At 71.5% G+C, this 18,205-nt stretch carries 20 protein-coding genes; 1 reads left to right on the plus strand and 19 read right to left on the minus strand.

The annotated features are described in order from the left end of the window. Window positions 1-54 precede the first annotated feature (54 nt). From IT780_RS05895 to IT780_RS05970, 16 genes are all read right to left on the minus strand, one after another. Entirely contained in the window at window positions 55-1,146 is a 1,092-nt protein-coding gene (locus IT780_RS05895) for an EscU/YscU/HrcU family type III secretion system export apparatus switch protein (protein WP_199510368.1), read from the minus strand. A gap of 3 nt (window positions 1,147-1,149) precedes the next feature. After that, on the minus strand, window positions 1,150-1,914 hold the full coding sequence (fliR, locus tag IT780_RS05900; protein ID WP_199510369.1) for a flagellar biosynthetic protein FliR: 765 nt from the start codon (window positions 1,912-1,914) through the stop codon (window positions 1,150-1,152). Next, window positions 1,911-2,732 (minus strand): flagellar type III secretion system pore protein FliP, encoded by an 822-nt coding sequence (gene fliP / locus IT780_RS05905; protein WP_307831058.1) that lies wholly within the window; start codon window positions 2,730-2,732, stop codon window positions 1,911-1,913. Before fliP ends, fliR begins: the two co-directional genes overlap by 4 nt. A gap of 73 nt (window positions 2,733-2,805) precedes the next feature. Further along, a complete protein-coding gene (fliO, locus tag IT780_RS05910) occupies window positions 2,806-3,240 on the minus strand; it encodes a flagellar biosynthetic protein FliO (protein ID WP_199510371.1) in 435 nt (144 codons plus the stop codon). A 3-nt stretch (window positions 3,241-3,243) separates the two neighbouring features. Continuing rightward, on the minus strand, window positions 3,244-3,993 hold the full coding sequence (fliN, locus tag IT780_RS05915) for a flagellar motor switch protein FliN (RefSeq protein ID WP_199510372.1): 750 nt from the start codon (window positions 3,991-3,993) through the stop codon (window positions 3,244-3,246). Next, window positions 3,990-4,928 carry a flagellar motor switch protein FliM gene (locus IT780_RS05920; RefSeq protein WP_307831059.1) on the minus strand — a complete coding sequence of 313 codons (939 nt, stop codon included), beginning with the start codon at window positions 4,926-4,928 and terminating at the stop codon, window positions 3,990-3,992. Before IT780_RS05920 ends, fliN begins: the two co-directional genes overlap by 4 nt. Window positions 4,929-5,042: 114 nt before the next feature. Beyond that, the gene (locus IT780_RS05925; RefSeq protein WP_199510373.1) at window positions 5,043-5,507 is read right to left on the minus strand and encodes a flagellar basal body-associated FliL family protein; all 465 of its coding nucleotides are present in this window, start codon (window positions 5,505-5,507) and stop codon (window positions 5,043-5,045) included. 19 nt (window positions 5,508-5,526) lie between these two features. Further along, window positions 5,527-6,531 carry a flagellar motor protein MotB gene (locus tag IT780_RS05930; RefSeq protein ID WP_199510374.1) on the minus strand — a complete coding sequence of 335 codons (1,005 nt, stop codon included), beginning with the start codon at window positions 6,529-6,531 and terminating at the stop codon, window positions 5,527-5,529. 1 nt (window position 6,532) lies between these two features. After that, window positions 6,533-7,330: a flagellar motor protein gene (locus tag IT780_RS05935; protein ID WP_199510375.1), complete on the minus strand. Its 798-nt coding sequence runs from the start codon at window positions 7,328-7,330 to the stop codon at window positions 6,533-6,535. Then, entirely contained in the window at window positions 7,330-7,617 is a 288-nt protein-coding gene (locus tag IT780_RS05940) for a flagellar FlbD family protein (protein ID WP_199510376.1), read from the minus strand. The genes IT780_RS05935 and IT780_RS05940 overlap by 1 nt, the downstream gene beginning before the upstream one ends. A 184-nt stretch (window positions 7,618-7,801) precedes the next feature. After that, window positions 7,802-9,049, minus strand: coding sequence for a flagellar hook protein FlgE (locus IT780_RS05945; protein WP_199510377.1), 1,248 nt, complete (start codon window positions 9,047-9,049; stop codon window positions 7,802-7,804). A gap of 3 nt (window positions 9,050-9,052) precedes the next feature. Then, window positions 9,053-9,544: a flagellar hook assembly protein FlgD gene (locus IT780_RS05950; protein WP_199510378.1), complete on the minus strand. Its 492-nt coding sequence runs from the start codon at window positions 9,542-9,544 to the stop codon at window positions 9,053-9,055. 95 nt (window positions 9,545-9,639) lie between these two features. Then, complete coding sequence (locus tag IT780_RS05955) at window positions 9,640-11,622, minus strand: flagellar hook-length control protein FliK (protein ID WP_199510379.1); 1,983 nt, start codon at window positions 11,620-11,622, stop codon at window positions 9,640-9,642. A 21-nt stretch (window positions 11,623-11,643) separates the two neighbouring features. After that, entirely contained in the window at window positions 11,644-12,600 is a 957-nt protein-coding gene (locus tag IT780_RS05960) for a transglycosylase SLT domain-containing protein (protein WP_199510380.1), read from the minus strand. Beyond that, complete coding sequence (locus IT780_RS41610; protein ID WP_233412262.1) at window positions 12,597-13,292, minus strand: flagellar export protein FliJ; 696 nt, start codon at window positions 13,290-13,292, stop codon at window positions 12,597-12,599. Before IT780_RS41610 ends, IT780_RS05960 begins: the two co-directional genes overlap by 4 nt. Window positions 13,293-13,395: 103 nt before the next feature. Beyond that, window positions 13,396-14,289 carry an oxidoreductase gene (locus IT780_RS05970; RefSeq protein WP_199510381.1) on the minus strand — a complete coding sequence of 298 codons (894 nt, stop codon included), beginning with the start codon at window positions 14,287-14,289 and terminating at the stop codon, window positions 13,396-13,398. A gap of 100 nt (window positions 14,290-14,389) precedes the next feature. Between IT780_RS05970 and IT780_RS05975 the strand changes: the two genes are divergently transcribed. Continuing rightward, on the plus strand, window positions 14,390-15,259 hold the full coding sequence (locus IT780_RS05975) for a helix-turn-helix transcriptional regulator (RefSeq protein WP_199510382.1): 870 nt from the start codon (window positions 14,390-14,392) through the stop codon (window positions 15,257-15,259). Here the strand turns inward: IT780_RS05975 and IT780_RS05980 are convergent. The 3 genes from IT780_RS05980 to fliG are packed head-to-tail and all read right to left on the minus strand — an operon-like array spanning window position 15,243 to window position 18,200. Further along, window positions 15,243-16,550: a FliI/YscN family ATPase gene (locus tag IT780_RS05980; protein WP_199510383.1), complete on the minus strand. Its 1,308-nt coding sequence runs from the start codon at window positions 16,548-16,550 to the stop codon at window positions 15,243-15,245. The genes IT780_RS05975 and IT780_RS05980 overlap by 17 nt on opposite strands. Then, the gene (locus IT780_RS05985; RefSeq protein WP_199510384.1) at window positions 16,547-17,221 is read right to left on the minus strand and encodes a FliH/SctL family protein; all 675 of its coding nucleotides are present in this window, start codon (window positions 17,219-17,221) and stop codon (window positions 16,547-16,549) included. The genes IT780_RS05980 and IT780_RS05985 overlap by 4 nt, the downstream gene beginning before the upstream one ends. After that, a complete protein-coding gene (fliG, locus tag IT780_RS05990) occupies window positions 17,205-18,200 on the minus strand; it encodes a flagellar motor switch protein FliG (protein ID WP_233412263.1) in 996 nt (331 codons plus the stop codon). The genes IT780_RS05985 and fliG overlap by 17 nt, the downstream gene beginning before the upstream one ends. Window positions 18,201-18,205 lie beyond the last annotated feature (5 nt).

The raw sequence follows: 18,205 nt of genomic DNA on the forward strand, positions 1-18,205 counted from the left end.
TGCTGATAGTCCCGCAGCGAAGACCGTGATGTGAGGAAATCTCCCAGATTATGACTAAGCTGCCGCGGGCGCAGGGTTCGGGTTGCGGTGCACACCTGCGGCGGACCCACGAGACTTCAGGCTCATCACGAACGCCAACACCTTCGCGACCGCCCCGAAGAACTCGGCAGGGATCTCCTGCCCCACCTCCACGCCCTTCTCCAGCGCCCGGGCCAGCGGTACGTCCTGCACCATCGGGATGCGGTGCTCGGTGGCCAGCTCCCGGATCTTCTGCGCGATCGCGCCCTGGCCCTTGGCGATCACCCGGGGCGCACCCTTCGCCGGGTCGTAGCGCAGCGCCACCGCCACGTGGGTCGGGTTGACGAGCACCACGTCCGCGGTCGGTACGTCGGCCATCTGCCGGTTGCGGGCCATCGCCATCTGCCGGGCCCGGATCTGGCCCTTCACGTGCGGGTCGCCCTCGGTGTTCTTGTTCTCCTGCTTGACCTCCTCCTTCGTCATCCGCAGCTGCTTGTTGGTGCGCCGGCGCACGACGAAGTAGTCGGCCGCGGCCATGACGATGCCCGCGACGGCGGCGGCCCGGATCAGCGCGAGGACGGCGTCGTTGACCACGCCGAGCAGCGAGCCGATCTGCAACCGCCCGGCGGTCATCAGCAACGGCACGATGTCCTTCATCGTCGCGTACAGCACGCCGGCCAGCACACCGGTCTTGATCAGCGCCTTCGTGCCCTCCCACAGCGCCTGTGGGCCGAACATCTTCTTGATGCCGGGCAGCGGGTTGAGCCGGCTGAACTTCGGGATGAACAGCTTGGTGGCGACCCGGATCCCGCCCTGCGCCCCGGCGGCCGCGATGCCGATCGCCATCATCGTCAGCGCCAGCGGCAGCACCGCCCAGGCGGCGCTCATCAGGCCGTCCTTGAGGATGCCCAGCGCGATCTGCGGGTCCGGGTCGGCGATCACGTCGGGGATCTTCGCCATCAGCTCGCGTGAGTGGTCCATCGCCGAGGACAGCGTGCGCGGCAGCATGATGCTCGCGCCGAGCATGCCGAACCAGGCGCCCACGTCCTGGCTGCGCCCGATCTGGCCCTCCTGCTTGGCCTTCTTGAGCTTCTGCGGTGTGGGCTGTTCGGTCTTCTCGCCGGCCACGGATCACCCCCCGCTCAGGCGTACGACGACCGTCACGGCCTTGTCGATCAGCCCGTCCAGGGCCTGCGGCAGCACGGCGATCGCCGTACCGGACAGGGTTAGCACCAGGAAGATCTTCGCCGGGAAGCCCAGCTGGAACGCGTTGAGCGCCGGCGCCACCCGGTTGAGCAGGCCGAACGCGACGTCGGTCAGGAACAGCACGGCGATCAGCGGCCCGGCGATCTGCAGCGCCGCCAGGAACATCTCGCCGACGCCGTCGGTCAGCACCGTGCTGAACGTCTCCAGCGAGAACGAGGCGTCCAGCGGCAGGGTCCGGTACGACTGCATGAACCCGCGCAGCACCATCTGGTGCCCGTCGCTGGCGAACAGCAGGGTCACCGCGACAAGGTTGTAGAAGCGGCCGAACACCGAACTCTGGTTCTGCGACAGCGGGTCGTACGCGGCGGCCAGCGTGAAGCCGCCGAAGACGTCGATGAGGTCACCGGCGGCCTGCACGGCGGCGAAGAACACGAACGTGATGAAGCCGAGCGCGGCACCCACGAACAGCTGCAGCACGGTCGCCGCGATGATCGCCGAGGTCTGCAGCGACGGCACCGAGGCGGTCAGGTACGGCGCCATCGGCAGCGCGATGCCGATCGAGAGCAGCACCTTCACCTGCGCCGGGATGAGCCGCGAGTTGAACGGCGGGCAGAGCATCAGCCACGCGCCGGCCCGGGCCGCGCCCAGGAAGACCGCGATGAGCTGCGCGATCGGCAGGTCGGCGTTCACGGGTACGACCCCACCAGCGCGGTGATGATCAGCCCCCATCCGTTGACCAGCACGAACAGCAGCAGCTTGAAGGGCATCGCCACGGTCACCGGGGGCAGCATCATCATGCCCAGGCTCATCAGCGACGCGGACACGACCATGTCGATGATGAGGAACGGGATGAAGATGACGAACCCGATGATGAAGGCGGCGCGCAGCTCGGAGAGGACGAACGCGGGAATCAGCGTGGTGAGCTCGACGTCCTCGGCCTTCGCCGGCTTCTCCTGGTCGGAGACCTTGATCAGCAGGGCCAGCTCGTCCTCGCGGGTGTTCTTCAGCATGAAGTCGCGCAGCGGCTGTACGCCGTCGTTGAACGCCTGCGACTGCGTCTTGTCCCCGGCCAGGTACGGCTGCACGCCCTGGTCGTTCACCTGCGACAGCACCGGGCTCATGATGAACAGGCTGATGAACAGGGCCAGCCCGGCGAGCACCTGGTTGGGCGGCATGCTGGTCAGGCCCAGCGCGTTGCGGGTGATACCCAGGACCATGAACACCTTGGTGAAGCTCGTGCACAGCAGCAGGACGGCGGGCGCCACCGACAGCAGGGTCAGGCCCAGCACGATGACCAGCGACGTGGCTGGTTTGCTGCCGTCGGGGTTCGTACCGTTGATGTTGAAGTTGATGCTGCCGCCGCTCGGCCGGACCGTCGGCGCGACCGGCGGGGTCGGACCGGGCGCCCGCGGCAGCTCGTAGTGCGCGACGGGGGCGACCGCGGCCGGCATCGGCTGCGGCGCGGCCTGCGCCGCCGCCGCGGGCACCAGCCCCGCGAACGCCAGCACTGCGATCCCTACCAACCACCCCGCCACCGCCCACGACCGGACTAAAGGCCTTTTCATCAGTCCCCGCCACATGTCAGCGCCTCGTCGTCCGGTCGCGGAGGAAATCCAGCGTCGAGCCCCACGTCCGCGGGGACAGGATGGAGCCCTCCAGCTTGCCGCCGTGGTGCGGGAGCACCGTCGGGTGCGCGGGCGGAAGCAGGTCGCCGGCCTCGACCGGCGCCGCGCCCCGCCCGGCCGGGGCGGGATGCGCGTCGTGCGTGAACGCGCCCAGCTCGGTCTCGCCGAGCAGGCTCACCTGCGAGTCGGTGACGCCGAGGATCAGCGCGCGATCCGCCACCTGCACCACCGCCACCGAGGAGCCGCGGCTCAGCGGCTGCCGGTTGAGCACCGACAGGCTGCCCGACCCGCGTCGGCCCAGCCCGCCGCGGCGGGCCACCCGGGCCAGTCCCCACATCAGGCCGAAGACGACCAGCAGGGAGAAGCCGATGCGCAGGACGAGCTCGAACAAGGCCTACTCCCCGCTGCCCGGGGAGACGATCTCGGTGATCCGGATGCCGAAGTTCTCGTCGATGACCACGACCTCGCCGCGGGCGATCAGCCGGCCGTTGACCAGCAGGTCCGCGGGGCTGCCGGCGGCCCGGTCGAGCTCGACGATGGCGCCCGGGCTCAGCGAGAGCAGTTCCCGCACGCTCATCCGGGTACGGCCCAGCTCCGCCGAGACCTCCATCTCGACGTCGTGCAGCATGTCCAGGCCGCCACGGATCGGTGCCGCCGCCGACGGCCCTCGCCGCGCGATCCCGCCCGGCCCGCCGTCGGACGGCCACGGGCTCAGCGCGAGCGCCAGCACCGCGCGGATCTCCCCACCGTCCAGCAGCGGTACGGCCACCGAGTCCGCCTTGGCGGCGATGGCGCTCAGGGCCACCGCGGGCTCCATGATCTGGCCTGGGTCGAGCACCACCGGGCCGAACGCGCGGGCCGCGGCCTCCAGCGCCGGGCGTACGGCGGCCGTCAGGTCCAGCTCGCCGAGCGGGCTCTCCTTCAGCGCGTCGGCCAGGTCCTGACCCACCACGACCACGACCTCGCCGGCGGCCGCGCCGCTGAACCGGGCGGTGATCGCCTGGCCGGAGGTCAACAGGTCGGCGCTCGCGGCCACGGGGGCGCCCACCGCGAGCTCCCGGCTCGTCGGCAGCACCGCCAGGGCCTGCTCGGCGGCGGCACGGACCAGCGCGAGCTGCGGCTCGGTGATGGTTGGCGCGGTCATCGACGCTCTTCCTCCTTGGGCGACGGCACGACGAGACAGGCGAGCCGGGCACCCTGGTTACCGGGGACTGCATGTGCGAAAACGGTCTCGTTGACGGTCACCTCGAGCGGCACGCTGGTCGGGTGCCCCAGCGGCACAACGTCGCCGGGGCGTAGATCCACGATGTCATCGGTACGCATCCGAATGGGCTGGAATCGGACAGCTACGTCGATCGGCGCCGCGGAAAGTCCGGCCGTCAGCTTGCGCAGGGAGCTTTCGCGTACCATCCGTTCGGCCGGCGTGAGCTCGATCGTCTCCTGCTTCTCCAGTACCGGCAGGATCGAGTTGAACGGCAGGCAGACGCTGGCCACGCACTCCTCGGTGCCGACCTTCATCTCGAACGACGCGACCACCACGGCGTCGCCGGGCTGGTGCGCGCGGAGGAACTGCGCGTTGTACTCGATCTCGCGCAGCTTGGGCTGGATGTCGACCAGGCTCTCGAAGCCGTACCGCAGCTCGCCGAGCATCCGCTCCAGCAGCCCGCGCAGCAGCGGCATCTCCACCTCGGTCAGCGGCCGCTCCGGCTGGGGGCCGCCGGGGCCGCCAAGCATATGGTCGATAGCGGTCATCACCGCCGACGTGGCCATCTCCATCAGCACCGTGCCGGGCAGCGGGTCGATGGACACCACCGCGATCACGGTCGGGTTCGCCAGCGAGGCGACGTACTCGTCGTAGTTCAGCTGCTCGATCGAGACCAGGGAGACGCTGCTGACCGTACGCAGCCGGGTGGTGAGCAGGGTGCCGCAGCTGCGGGCGTACGTCTCGAACGCGATCTGCAGCGTCCGGACGTGCTCCCGGGACAGCTTGATCGGCCGGCGGAAGTCGTACGCGGTGGGCCCGGCACTGGCGCCGCGCCGGGACATCTTGCCGGGGGAGCGGGTCGGAGACGTGGTCACGTCGTCCTCATCGGCTCGGTTGCGCAACCGCTGAGGCCTACGACGTGCTATGTCCGTACCTGCGATGAATGGGCGGGTCCGCCCGCCGCGGCCCCGCCCATCGCAATGCGTGAGTTACTGAGTGACGAAGGAGGTGAAGTAGACGCCCATCACGAGGTGCTTGTCGTCGACGTTGTACGCCTTCTCGATCTTCTCGAGCAGCTCGCCCTTCGCCTTCTCCCGGCCCTTCTCGGTCTCGAGTTCGCCGACCTCCAGGCCGGTGTACTGGTCGATCGCCAGGTCCAGCGCCTCGGCGGTGTCGATCTCCTCCTCGCCGGCCTCCTCGGTCATCTGCAGGGCGAAGCCCAGCTTGAGGTAGTGCCCGTCCGCGAGGTTGACCGTGAGCGGGTTCTCGATCGTCACGACCGCGCCCTTCACCGGCGCCGGCTCCTTCGCCTCGGCCGCGTCGCCCTTGAAGAACATGAAGTACGCGCCCGCGCCGCCACCGCCGAGCAGCACGACGGCGAGCGCAATGATCATCAGCATCTTCTTGGACTTCTTCGGCGCCTCCGCCGCGCCGTCCTTCTCGTCCTTGGCCATCAGAACTCCTCCTTCGTGCTCAGTCGTGGGTAGTGGTCGGGGACTCGGTGGTTGTTTCGGCCGCGGCCGCAGCGGCCTGAGCCTCGGCGGTGGTCTGACCGGTGTGCAGCTTGCCGTCGGCGCCGGCCGCGGACGGCAGCAGCGCCGCCTGCTCGGCGTTGAGCGTGGTGAGCACGACGACGTCCACCCGGCGGTTCATCGTGATGGACCGCGGGTCCTTCGGGTCGATCAGCGGCCGGGTGTCGGAGAGGCCGACCGCCTTCATCCGGCTCTTCGCCAGGCCGTGGTTGACCAGGTAGCGCACCGTCGTCGAGGCCCGGGCGGCGGAGAGCTCCCACCCGCTCGGGTAGTACGTGACGGTGGCCTTGAGCTGGTTGGTGTTGCCGTCGACCTCGATGTTGTTCGGCAGCTTCGCCAGCGTCGGCCCGATGGCGTCCAGGATCTTCCGGCCGCCCTCCTGCAGCTCGGCGCGGTTGCCGGCGAACACCACCTCGTTGGTCACGATGGTGACCACCAGGCCGCGCTGGTCGATCGTGAACTTGACCTGGTCGAGCAGCTTCGCCTCGGCGAGCGCGTCGGAGATCTTGTTCTCGATCTCCTTGAGCTTCGCGGCCTCGGCGGCGGCCGCCTTGGCGTTCTCCGAGGCCGCCTTCCGGTCCTCGGCGAGCACCGCCCGGGTGACCGCGTCCTGCTGTGCCTTGGTCATCCCGGCGAGGCCCGAACCGCCGTCGCCCGGGTTGGTGCCCGGGTCGATGGCGACGATGTTGGTGGCCTGGCCGGCGCCGTCGAGCACGGCCGGGTTGCCCTGCAGCGCCGCGGTCGACGAGCCGAAGCCCTGCGAGAGGCCGGCCGCCAGCTCGGCGAACTTCTTCTTGTCGACGTCGCTCATGCTGAACAGCACGACGAACAGCACGAAGAGCAGGGTGAGCATGTCGGCGTACGACACGAGCCAGCGCTCGTGGTTGACGTGCTCCTCGTGCTCCTCATGACCGCCCTTCCGCCGCGGCTTACCACCAGAGCTCATGTCAAGCAGCCTTCTTCGTCTTGGCAGCGGCGGCGGCCTCGGCGGCCTTCGCGGCGTCCGGGGGCAGCAGGCTGCGCAGCTTCTGGGCCACCAGGCGCGGGTTCGAGCCCGCCTGGATCGCCAGCACACCGTCGATGACCAGCTCCATCTCCTCGGCCTCGATGCCGGAGAGACGGGTCAGGCGGGCGGCGAGGGGCAGCCAGATGAGGTTGGCGGAGAGCACGCCCCAGAGCGTGGCGACGAACGCCGCCGCGATGGAGTGGCCCAGCGTCTCCGGCTTGTTGAGGTTCTCGAGCACGTGCACGAGGCCCATGACCGTGCCGATGATGCCGACGGTCGGTGCGTACCCGCCCATGTTCTCGAAGATCTTCATGCCGGCCTTGTCGGCCTTCTTCTTGGCGGCGACCTCGGCGTGCAGGATGTCGTGCAGCTCCTCGGGGTCCGTACCGTCGATGGCCAGCTGCAGACCCCGCTTGAGGAACGGGTGCTCGACGGTCTTGACCGCGTCCTCGAGGGCCAGCAGGCCCTCGCGGCGGGCCCGCTCGGCCAGCTTGACGATGTCGTCGACGAGCTTGTTCGGCGGCGCGACCTTGGCGAGGAACGCCTTCTGGAGCAGCTTGCCGACGCCGAGCGCGTCCTTGAGCACGCCGCCGGCCATGCCGGCCGCGAACGCGCCGCCGAACACCAGCAGCATCGACGGGATCAGGATGATGGAGGCCGGGCTGCCGCCCTCCAGGATCTGCACCGTGAAGACGATGATCAGGGCGACGACAACACCAATGAGGGTGGCGAGGTCCATCAGCGGTCCTTCCGGTGCAGCGGCAGCACGGTCGCGGAGGTCTGCGAGTCCTGCTCGTCGTCGGGCGCGGCGAGGAGGGTGGGGTCACCCTCGATGCGGCTCGCCTGGGCGATCAGCGAGGCGCGGTAGAGGCGTACCGAGTCGATGAACTCGGGTACCGATTCGGCGATGACGTACTTGGTGCCGTCCACCAGCGTGATGACCGTGTCGGGCGTGCAGTCGGCACGCTCGACCAGGTCGGGATTGAGGGCGAAAACGGCTCCGTTGAGGCGGGTTACGAGGATCACGACATCCGTCCTTGGGGCATAGCAGCTGGTGGGGCCATCCGTGGCCGGTCACTTGACCATTCGGCGGAACGCCGGTTGCTGATGAGCGCGCTCCGGTCGCATTCCGGGTGCGGGCGTACCCGGAAAAGCAGAAGCCGGGGCGGGTCAGGTGACCCGTCCCGGCTTCACGCCGGCGTACCGGTTACTAGCGCTTCAGGTTGACGAGCTCCTGGAGGATCTCGTCGCTGGTGGTGATGATCCGGCTGTTCGCCTGGAAGCCACGCTGGGCGATCACCAGGTTGGTGAACTCCTGCGCCAGGTCGACGTTCGACATCTCCAGCGCGCCGTTGGTGATCAGGCCGAGCCCGGCCGAGCCCGCGGAACCGATCTGGGCGAGGCCCGAGTTCACGGTGCTGCGGAACATCGAGTCGCCGATCTTCTCCAGACCGTTGACGTTGTTGAAGTTCGCCAGGGCGAGCTGACCGAGCGTCTGCTTCATGCCGTTGGAGAACACACCCACGATCTGGCCGGTGTTCGAGACCGTGTACGAGCTCAGGATGCCCGCCGCGGAACCGTCCGACGCGCTCACCCGGGCCTCGGTGTTGCCGCTGTAGTGGGTGAGGTCGTGCACGTCGAAGGTGTAGTCGCTCGGCGCGGTGCCGAGGGCGACGGTCACCAGCGGCGTCACGCCGTCGGTGTCCACCGGCTTGCCGTTGACGAACGTGATGGCCCGGGTGGAGCCGCCCGAGTACGGGTCGGCCGGGTCGGCCGTGCCGTCGGGCAGCGTCATGGTCCACTCGTTGGTGCCGGTCTTCGCGAGCCGGACGTTCATCGTGCTGGAGGCGCCGTTGGCGTCGATCGTCGGCACCGGGATCACCTTCATCGAGGTGGGATCGGTGGGGTCGTTGGGCTTGGCCTCGTAGGACAGGTTGCCGGTGAAGGTGATGTTCTTGGTCGCCTCGGGCGCCAGGCTGATGCCGATGGGCAGCTTGATGTTGCCCGGCGCGCCGGCCGTGTTGACGGTGCCGGCCGTGTCCGCGGACCAGCCCTGCACGATCTGCCCGTTCGGCGTGGTCAGCGAGCCGTTGGCGTCGAAGGTGAACGAACCGGCGCGGGTGTAGACCGACTCGCCGCCGCTTTTGACGACGAAGAAGCCGTCACCCTGGATCATCATGTCGCCGGACTTGCCGGTGGTCTGCGCGGCGCCCTGGCTGAAGTTGGCGTTGACGCTCGCCGTCCGCACACCGAGGCCGACCTGCGCCGGGTTGGTGCCACCCTGGCCGTTCTGCGGGGCGCCCGCCGCGTTGACCATCTGCGACAGGGTGTCCTGGAAGACGGTCTGGCTGGACTTGTAGCCGGTGGTGTTGACGTTGGCGATGTTGTTGCCGGTCACATCCATCATCTGCTGGTGCGCGCGCAGGCCGCTGATGCCGGAGAAGAGGGAACGCAGCATAGGTCAGTTGTCCTTCGTGGTCGCAGGAGCGGAGGTGGTGGGGCCGGTGGTGGCCGGCGTCTGCTGGACTTCCGTGACCTTGGACAGCTGCACATCCGTGTTACCGACCACGAGCGTCGGTTCGCTGTCTCCGTTGAGCTTCGTCTTGGTGACGACGCCCGTCTGGGTGACGCCGTTGGCGTCCTGGTACGTGACCGTGCGGCCGACCAGCGCGCTCGCGCCGATCAACTGCTGGGCCTGCATCATCTCGGCGATCTGGCCGAGCTTCTCGACCTGGGTGAACTGGGCCGTCTGCGCGAGGAACTGCGTGGAGTCGGCCGGGTTCGACGGGTCCTGGTACTTCAGCTGGGCCACCAGGAGCTTCAGGAACGTGTCCTGGTCGGCGACCGACTTGCTGCCCGCGTCGACCGTCGTCTTGTTGGAGTACGTCGACGTGGACCGGGCGGTCTTGTCGTCGTACTGGTTGCTGACGAATCCGTTGATCGGGGAAGTCATGCGCCGGGTCCTCCTGAGTTGGGTGGTTGGCCCTCGCACTCAGGTTCGGCGGGCGCGCCGATTCGCTTAGCCCCTATTTTCGCCGGTGTCGGAGCCTAAGCCTGGACGTCGAGACGGCTGGTGCCGGTGCTGCCGGATGGGGCCGGTGCGGCGGTTCCGGCGGGTGTCGGAGCCCGGTCCGGAGCACGATCTCCGGTACGCCCGTGCCGCCCGTCACCGCCTCCGCCGTTCATGAACGCGAACTGCTGCCGCGCCTGGTCCTGCTGCCCGGAGCCCTGCCGCAGATCCAGCGACGTGTTGCCGAAGCCGGACTGCTGCAGCTCGCGGCGCAGGTCGTCCATCGCGTCCCGCAGCGACTCGTGGCCGGCGTCGGTCGAGCTGGCCAGCTGTACGTTGATCTCGCCGTTGCGGATCTCCGCGACGATCTGCACCGGCCCGAGGTCGGCCGGGTGCAGGTTCACGGTGAGCCGGTGCACGCCGTCGGCGTCCAGGCGCAGCGGGCTGATCCGGGCGGCCAGCTGCATCGCCACCGGGCCGGGCAGCGGCGGTGCGGCCGGGGTCGGCGCGGCGGCGGGCGCGGCGACCGGTGCGGCGGGTGCGGCCGGTCCGACCGGTGCGGCCCCGGGCAGCCCGGCCGGTAGGTCGGTCCCGGGGGCTGCGGTCGCCGGGTTCGCGGCGGCTGCGGGGAACGGGGTCGGGGAGGCTGTGCCGCGGTCTCCCCGGCCGTCGCCCTGGGACGGCTGCTGGTCCTGGCCGGTCGCGCCGGTGTCCGTGCCTGCGGGGCCGAGTGCGTCCGCGGGCGCGGTGGCGTCGGCCGCCGGGGTGTCAGGCGTTGCCGTCGCTGCGTCGGCCGGGACCATCGCTGTGTCGGCCGGGGCCGGTGCGGTTGCTGGGACCTCTGTGGTCGTCTGCGGCTCGGATGGTGTGGGGCTTGCTGCCGCCGGAGCGGCCTGCGCTTCCGGAACCGTCGCGGCCGTGGGTGCCGCGGGCGCGGGTGCCGCGGGCGCGGGTGTCTGTGCGGCTGCGGATGTGGTCGCGTCCGCGGGCGGCGGGGCGGGTGCGGCGGCCGGGGCGGCCGGCTGCGCGGTCGGCGGTTGGGGCGTGGGCGGCACGATGCCCTGCGGCTCCGCGGCGACCGGGGCAGGCCCCGGCCTCGGCAAGGCCGTCGTGACGGCGTCCATCGGGACGGGGGTCGTCGGGACGGCGGCCGGGGCGGTCGCGGCCGGTCCGCCGGCGTCCGGGGCAGCCACGGGTGCCGGTGTGCCCGGCGCGGTCGCTGGGGCCGTCGTTGTGGCTGATGCGGCCGGTGGGGCCGGTGGGGCCGGAGCTGCCGGCCGTACCTCCGGCGCTGCGGCCCCATTCGCCCGCACGGCGACGGTCTGTGCGGCGGCATCGGCCTGGGTGACCACCGGCTGCGCCGCAGTGCTGGACGCGAGCGAGATCGATGAGGGCTGCGCGTCCGCCGTCCGGGCCGCGGCCTGTGCTGCGCCGGACGCCGTGACCTGTGGTGATGCGGGGGCAGCTGGGGACGGTGTGACCGTTGTGGGCTGCTCCGCAGCCTCGCCGGGCGGCGCGACCGTGGGCGGCGGCATCACGGTCGGGACAGCAGCGGACGTCACCGGAGCGTCGGGCGTCTCCGCCTCCTCGGCCTCCAGCGCGGGCGAGGCCGGTCCGGCCGGCTCCGGGCGCTGCGCGGTCGTCCGCCTCGCCGCGGCCCTCGCCTGCGACATGCGCTGCTGCTCGGCGTCCCGGTCCTGGGCCGCGCGCAGCTGGAGACGGTGTTCCGCGGCCGTCTCGGCGATCGTGGGGCCGCCGGCATCCGAGCGTTCGGCGGCGCGGGCGTGGGCCAGCTCGGCGGCGCGCTGCTGGGCCGCGCGGTTCTCGAACCGTGCGTCGGCGGACCGGTTCCGGACGGCGTCGTCGCGCCGGCGGTCGGTGGAGACAGCCGCCGGGGACCGGTCGAGCTCGGCGGAGAGCGCGGAGCCGAAAGCCTCCGCGCCGTCGCCGGGGCGGGTGGGCGTACGGCGCCCGGCGTCGGCCGCCGGCCTGCGGTCGGGGCCCGTGACGGAGCTGGTCATGGCGCGCTTCCCTCCGTGAGCTCAGCCGAGAGCGGCGAGCGCCTTCTGGACCTTCGGCACGTACGCCTGGGTCTCCGCGAACGGCGGGATGCCGCCGTACTTGTGCACGTTGCCGCCGCCCGCGTTGTACGCGGCCAGCACCAGCGGCAGGGACTTGAACTCCTTGAGGTGGCCGGAGAGCAGCTTCGCGGCGCCGTTGATCGCCTGCTGCGGGTCGAACGAGTTGTGCACGCCGAGGCCGCGCGCGGTGGCCGGCATGAGCTGCATCAGCCCCTGGGCGCCGGCCTTGCTCACGGCCTTCGGGTCGTACCCGGACTCGACCTTCGCCACGGCGGCGAGCAGCTTGGGGGAGACGCCGTACTTGGCGCCGGCCCGGACGAACATGTCCGCGTACGGGACGCCGGCCAGCGACGAGGAGTTCTGCAGGCTGGCGGGGCGTACGGCCGCTGCGGCGGGGGCGTCGGCGGTGCCGAGCACGCGCCGGATGTGCGTCGGGGTCTCGTACACCGATTGGATCTTGACGTGGTCGCCGGCCTTGGGCGCCGCGATCATCTTGTTGTCGCCGAGGTAGATGGCGACGTGGTCGACCGGTGAGTCGAAGGCCAGGATGTCGCCCGGCTTCGCCTGGGCGAGGCTGTCCACCTTCGTGCCGGCCCGGGCCTGCTCGCGCGAGGTGCGGGGCAGGTCGATACCGAGATCCTTGTACGCCCGCTGCACCAGCGCCGAGCAGTCCAGCCCCTTGCCGGGGTCCGTGCCGCCGAACACGTACGGCGTGCCGAGGTACTTCTTGGCCGCGTCGACCACGGCCTGCCCGGTGACGCCGGAGCCGGAAGAGGCGGCCCTGCTGCCGCCCGCGTCGGCGAGGGCCGTGGCGAACGACGCGCCGGACGTCGTGCCGGTGCTGGCTGTGGCCGGTGCGATCCCCAGTTGCGACTGCAGCTCGGTGATGCGCGACAGCACACCGTCAACACCCATCATGCGCGGCTCCCCTGGTCGTCGTGGCCCTCGTCTTCGAGTTCGGCCGGTTCCGGTGAGCGCTTAGCGGCAAGCCCCAGCTCGGCTCGCGCCGCCTCGATGGCGGTGCGGGCGTCGGTGAGTTCGATCGGCGGCCGCTGGGCGGCGACGGCCAGGGCGGCCTCCCGGGCGGCGTCCTCGCGGGCGGCGGCCGCGGCGACCCGGTCGGCGATCGTGCCGCCGCCCTGGCGCAGCGCGCTGGCCCGTTCCTCGTTCATGGCGTCGACGCCCCGGGCGGCGTTGCGCGCCTTCGACGTCACCGCCATCTCGTCGATCGTGTTCTGGTCGACGGTCAGGTCGTGGCGGCGTACGGCCTCGGCGTGCCGTTCGGCGAGCATCTCCACCGCCCGGCGCCGCTTGGCGGCGTCGGCCAGGTCGGCGACCTTCTCCTGGGTCCGCTCCTCGGCGTCGGTGACCATCCGGTGCGCGCCGGACAGCGTGGCGGCCAGCGACTGGCGGGCCACCATCGAGGCGACCATGGCGCGGGCGGTGCCCTCGCTGGGGGCGTCCGCCCCGGCCAGGTCCAGCTGCCGGCGCTTGACCAGCGCCTGGGCGTCGCGGATCTCCTGGCGGGACTGGATGACGGCGCCGCGGGCGGCGTCCTCCTGGGCCTTGCGTGCGCGCAGCACGGGGCCGAGCCGGAACAAGCGATTCACGAGACCTCCCAGAAAATGCCGTCACCGTCCCGGTCGGCCCGTTCGCGGGCCCGCTGAGCGGCTGCACCCGAGCTGCACCCGGCCCGCCTCAGGGGCAGCCGGGTCAGAGGTAGCTGATGCCGGTCAGCTCCTCGGCGGCGGACCACAGGCGCCTGCCGACGGCCGGGTCGGCGGCTTCGGCGCTGGGCCGGACCTCGGTGACCCGGCCGCGCATCTCCAAGAAGCCTGCCGGCCCGAAGAACTGGCCGCCGCGCAGCCCGGGCGCGGTGGCGGCGCGCAGTTGCGGGGCGGCGCCGTGCTCCACCGGCTGGGTGAACAGCAGGCCCAGCTCGGCGAGGATGCGCCCCGGCAGGCCGCTGTCCTCCCAGGCGCGGGGCGTCAGGTTCGTCCGTGAGACGCCGGGATGCGCGAGCACGCCGAGGATCGGGGAACCGGCGGCCCGCAGGCGGCGGTCCAGTTCGAGGCCGAAGACCGTGGTGGCGAGCTTCGACACACCGTACGCGCGGGCGGCTTTGTAGGTACGTTGCGACATGAGGTCGTCGAAGTCGAGGTGGGCCCGCTTGTGGGTGATCGAGCTGACGTTCACGACCCGGGGCGCCGGAGCCGCGGCGAGACCGTCGAGCAGCAGGCCGGTCAGGGCGAAGTGGCCGAGCATGTTCGTGCCCAGGTGCAGCTCGAAGCCGTCCGCGGTGGTCCGGCGCCGGCCGAGCAGCACCAGCCCGGCGTTGTTGATCAGCAGGTCGACGGCCGGGTGGTCGGCGTGCAGCTTGGCGGCGAAGGCGCGGACGGACGCCAGCGACGCCAGGTCCAGCTCGCGCACCTCCACCTCCCCGCCGATCGTCCGGGCCGCCTCCGCGCCGGCGGCGGTGTTGCGTACGGCGAGGACGACGCGGGCACCGGCACGGGCCAGCGCGGTGGCGGTGATGAGTCCGAGGCCGGAGTTCGCGCCGGTGACGACGGCGATGCGGCCGCGCTGGTCAGGGATGTCAGTGGTCATGTGGCGACGCTAGGGGCGCGACGGCGTGCTCCCGTCGTACCGATGTGCCTAGGACTGCGGGACCTACCTTCCCCCAGGCTCGGGGCGGCACACTGGCGGCATGACCGGCACCCATCCGTACGCCCGAGAGCTCGGGGATTTCCTGCGCGCCCGCCGCAGCCGGCTGCGTCCGGAGGACGTCGGCCTCGAGCCGGGCGGCCGGCGGCGCGTGACCGGGCTGCGGCGCGAGGAGCTGGCCCTCCTGGCCGGCCTGAGCACCGACTACTACCAGCGGATGGAGCAGGGCCGGGAGGTACGCCCCTCCGACGACGTCCTGGACGCGCTCGCCGCCGCGTTCGACCTGGCCGACGAGGAGCGCCGGCACCTCTTCACGCTGGCCCGTGCCGCGCGCCGGCCCGCACCCACCGAGGTCCACCGGGATCCGGAACGCGTGCCCGACAGCACCCGGCGGCTGCTGCGCGTGATGGGTACGCCGGCCGTCGTCCTGGGGCGGCACCTCGACGTGCTGGCGTGGAACGACATGGCCGAGGCGCTGCTCGGCGATCCGGTCGGCGTTCCGCCCGGGCGGCTCAACATGCTGCTGCTGATGTTCGACGACGCGCACACCGGCGACCGGCAGTGCCCGGACTGGGAACAGCAGGCCCTCGACTACATCGGCATGATGCGCGCCGCGGTCGCGACCGATCCCACCCATCCGCGCGCCACCGCGATCGTCGGCGAGCTGAGCATCCGCAGCCCCGAGTTCCGGCGGCTGTGGGGCCGCCACGACGTCCGGGAGTCGGTCAGCGGCAGCAAGACGTTCCGGATCCCCGAGGTCGGCGACATCGTCCTGGACTGGGACACGTATCCGCTGCCGGGCGACCCCGGTCCGGTCATGCTGGTCTTCACCGCCGAGCCGGGCAGCGCGGACGCGGACCGCCTCCAGCTGCTGGCCGCGCTGCACGCCACCCGGGTCAGGAAGCCGCGATGACCTGGCGCAGCTGTGCCCAGGCCTGGTCCACGCCGACCTTCTCGTCGAGCCCCTGACGCAGGAACGCGGTGATCTGCGGCCAGATCGCCGCGGCCCGGTCGGCCTCCGGGTTGGTGCCCGGGACGTACGCGCCGATCTCGACCAGCTCGCGGACCTCGCGGTGGGCGGCCATCAGGCGGCGCAGTTCCGTCGCGTCGCTGCGCTGCTCCGCGGTGGTGATCCTGTTCGCCACCCGGGAGATCGAGTCGAGCGCCTGGATGCTGGGGAAGTGGCCGGCCGTGGCGAGCTTGCGGTCCAGCACGATGTGGCCGTCCAGGATGGAGCGGGCCGCGTCGGCGATCGGCTCGTTGTGGTCGTCGCCCTCCACCAGCACGGTGTAGAGGCCGGTGATGCTGCCCCGGGCGCCCGGGCCGGCGCGTTCCAGCAGCGAGGCCAGCATCGCGAAGACCGACGGCGGGTAGCCGCGGGTGGCGGGCGGCTCGCCGACGGAAAGGCCGACCTCGCGCTGGGCCATCGCCGCGCGGGTCACGCTGTCCATCATCAGCAGCACGTCGCCGCCCTCGTCGCGGAAGTACTCGGCGATGCGGGTCGCGACCGAGCCGGCGCGCAGGCGGACCAGCGGGGGCGTGTCGGAGGTCGCGATCACCACCACCGAGCGGGCCAGCCCCTCCGGGCCGAGGTCGTGCTCGATGAACTCACGGACCTCGCGGCCGCGCTCGCCGACCAGGGCCACCACGTTCAGCTCGGCCGTGGTGCCGCGCGTGATCATGCTCATCAACGTGCTCTTGCCGACGCCCGAGCCGGCGAAGATGCCGATGCGCTGGCCGCGGCCGCAGGGCACGAGCGTGTCCAGGACCCGTACGCCCAGTGGCATCGGTGCGTCCACGAGCTGGCGTTCCATCGCCGAGGGTGGCGCGGCGTCGATGCCGACCATCTCGCCCTTCAGCGGCGGGCCGCCGTCCATCGGCCGTCCCAGCCCGTCGAGGATCCGCCCGCGCAGGTCGGGCCCGACCGCCACCCGCAGCGGGCCACCCGTGGAGACCACCGGCGTACCGGTGCTCAGCCCCGCGATCGGGCCGAGTGGCAGGCAGGACAGCCTTTCCCCGTCGAGCGCGGCGACCTCGGCCAGTACCGCCTCGTCGCCCTCGCCCATCTGCAGGAGGTCGCCGACGCGTGCCTCCAGCCCGCTCACCGTGACCCGCAGGCCCACCGCGCCCGTCACCTTGCCCCGGGTGAGCGGCTGGGCCGCCGACAGCGCGGCGTTGATCCGGTTGCGGAAGACGTCGGTCACAGGCGGAGGGCTTCCTTTGCTCGGGCGACGGCCGCGGCGATGGACGCGTCCACCGTGGTGGTGCCGGTCTCCGCGACGGCGTCGCCGGGCCGCAGGGCGGGATCGGGGCGCAGGTGCACCGGCCGACCCTCGTAGTTGTAGTCGGCGTCGGTTGCCGTACCGGTCAGATTGGCGAAATCGTCGGGATGCAGGCTCACCACGACGTCGCCGAAATCCGGTGCGGCGCTCATGGCCCGGCGCAGGGCCGCCGCGGCCCGCCCCTCCGGGTCGTCCATCGCCCTGCCCACGATGGCCTCGGCCAGCTCGAACGCGTGCGCCAGGACCGCTTCCTGCAGCTCGTGCAGGGTCGGCATCAGCTGCGTCTCCAGGTTGGTCACGGCCCGGCCGAGCGCGTTGACCGCCTGCGCCAGCGCCGCGGCGCGCCGCTGGTCGTGCGCCTGTTCCAGGGCCCGCGCCCGCTCGGCGGCCGCCTGGGCCTCCATCGCGGCGGCCCGCTGGCCCTGCGCCCAGCCCTCGGCATAGCCGGCCGTACGGGCCTCCTGCTTAGCGCGTTCCACGGGAGCGCTGTCCATGGGTACGGCACGCCGCAGGTCCACGCCGAACCGGGCGGCGGCGGCGGACTCGGCCACCGTGCCGCGCAGTACCGGGCCCTCCTCAGACGATGAGCTCATCGGCCTCACCACCGCGCTGGATCTCGATCTGGCCGGAGTCCTCGAGCGAGCGGATCACCGAGACGATCTTCTGCTGGGACTCCTCGACCATGCGCACCTTGACCGGGCCCATGAGGTCCATCTCCTCGAGCAGGTTCTCCCGGCCGCGCTCGGACAGGTTGCTGGTGACCTTGTCGCGGACCGGCTCCGCCACGCCCTTGAGCGCGGTGGCCAGGTCCGCGGGCTCGACCTGGCGCAGCACCAGCTGCACGGACCGGTCGTCGAGGTTCACGATGTCCTCGAACATGAACATCCGCCGACGGATCTCCTCGGCGATCTCCGGGCTGCGCTTCTCCAGCGCCTCCAGGATGAGCCGCTCGGTGGTGCGGTCGGCGCGGTTGATGATGTCGACCAGCGGTCCCAGGCCCCCGACCGTGGACAGCTCGTCGGGCTGCAGCACGGTGGACAGCTTGCGCTGCAGGGCCAGCTCGACCTGGCGGATCACGTCGGGGGAGGTGCGGTCCATGACGGCGATGCGGTGCGCCACGTCGGACTGCACCTCCGGCGCCAGTCCGGACAGGATCGAGGACGCCAGCGCCGACGGGATGTGCGCCAGTACCAGCGCGATCGTCTGCGGGTGCTCGTACTGCACGTACGACAGCAGCTGCCGGGGGTCGGCGTGGCTGAGGAAGTTGAACGGCATGTCGGTCATCGAGGCCTGCAGCCGGTCGAGGATCAGCTGCGCCCGTTCCGAGCCCAGCGATGCCTCGAGCAGCTCACGGGCGTACGCCATGCCGCCCGCGCCGGCGTGCTTGGTCGTCGCCAGCGCGTAGAACTCGTCGATGACGTCGACGACCACCTCGGGTTCGAGCTTGCCGAGCCGGGCGATCTCGGCCGACAGCTCCTCGACCTCGCTCTCGCTCATGTTCGCGAGCACCCGGGTCGAGTACTCCTTGCCCATGCGCACCAGCAGGATGGCGGCCTTGCGCAGGCCGGTCATCGTAT

Origin of the sequence: Nucisporomicrobium flavum (assembly GCF_016464385.1) — a bacterium.
Lineage (GTDB): Bacteria > Actinomycetota > Actinomycetes > Mycobacteriales > Micromonosporaceae > Actinoplanes > Actinoplanes flavus_A.

What these genes read in the sequence shown, in the direction of transcription:
- fliN (WP_199510372.1), bottom strand. Translation starts at nt 3,993, where the DNA reads ATGACCGCGCCAACCATCACCGAGCCGCAGCTCGCGCTGGTCCGTGCC.
- IT780_RS05960 (WP_199510380.1), bottom strand. Translation starts at nt 12,600, where the DNA reads ATGATGGGTGTTGACGGTGTGCTGTCGCGCATCACCGAGCTGCAGTCG.
- IT780_RS05955 (WP_199510379.1), bottom strand. Translation starts at nt 11,622, where the DNA reads ATGACCAGCTCCGTCACGGGCCCCGACCGCAGGCCGGCGGCCGACGCC.
- fliG (WP_233412263.1), bottom strand. Translation starts at nt 18,200, where the DNA reads ATGACCGGCCTGCGCAAGGCCGCCATCCTGCTGGTGCGCATGGGCAAG.
- IT780_RS05985 (WP_199510384.1), bottom strand. Translation starts at nt 17,221, where the DNA reads ATGAGCTCATCGTCTGAGGAGGGCCCGGTACTGCGCGGCACGGTGGCC.
- IT780_RS05925 (WP_199510373.1), bottom strand. Translation starts at nt 5,507, where the DNA reads ATGGCCAAGGACGAGAAGGACGGCGCGGCGGAGGCGCCGAAGAAGTCC.
- IT780_RS05930 (WP_199510374.1), bottom strand. Translation starts at nt 6,531, where the DNA reads ATGAGCTCTGGTGGTAAGCCGCGGCGGAAGGGCGGTCATGAGGAGCAC.
- IT780_RS05950 (WP_199510378.1), bottom strand. Translation starts at nt 9,544, where the DNA reads ATGACTTCCCCGATCAACGGATTCGTCAGCAACCAGTACGACGACAAG.
- IT780_RS05935 (WP_199510375.1), bottom strand. Translation starts at nt 7,330, where the DNA reads ATGGACCTCGCCACCCTCATTGGTGTTGTCGTCGCCCTGATCATCGTC.
- IT780_RS05945 (WP_199510377.1), bottom strand. Translation starts at nt 9,049, where the DNA reads ATGCTGCGTTCCCTCTTCTCCGGCATCAGCGGCCTGCGCGCGCACCAG.
- IT780_RS05975 (WP_199510382.1), top strand. Translation starts at nt 14,390, where the DNA reads ATGACCGGCACCCATCCGTACGCCCGAGAGCTCGGGGATTTCCTGCGC.
- IT780_RS05970 (WP_199510381.1), bottom strand. Translation starts at nt 14,289, where the DNA reads ATGACCACTGACATCCCTGACCAGCGCGGCCGCATCGCCGTCGTCACC.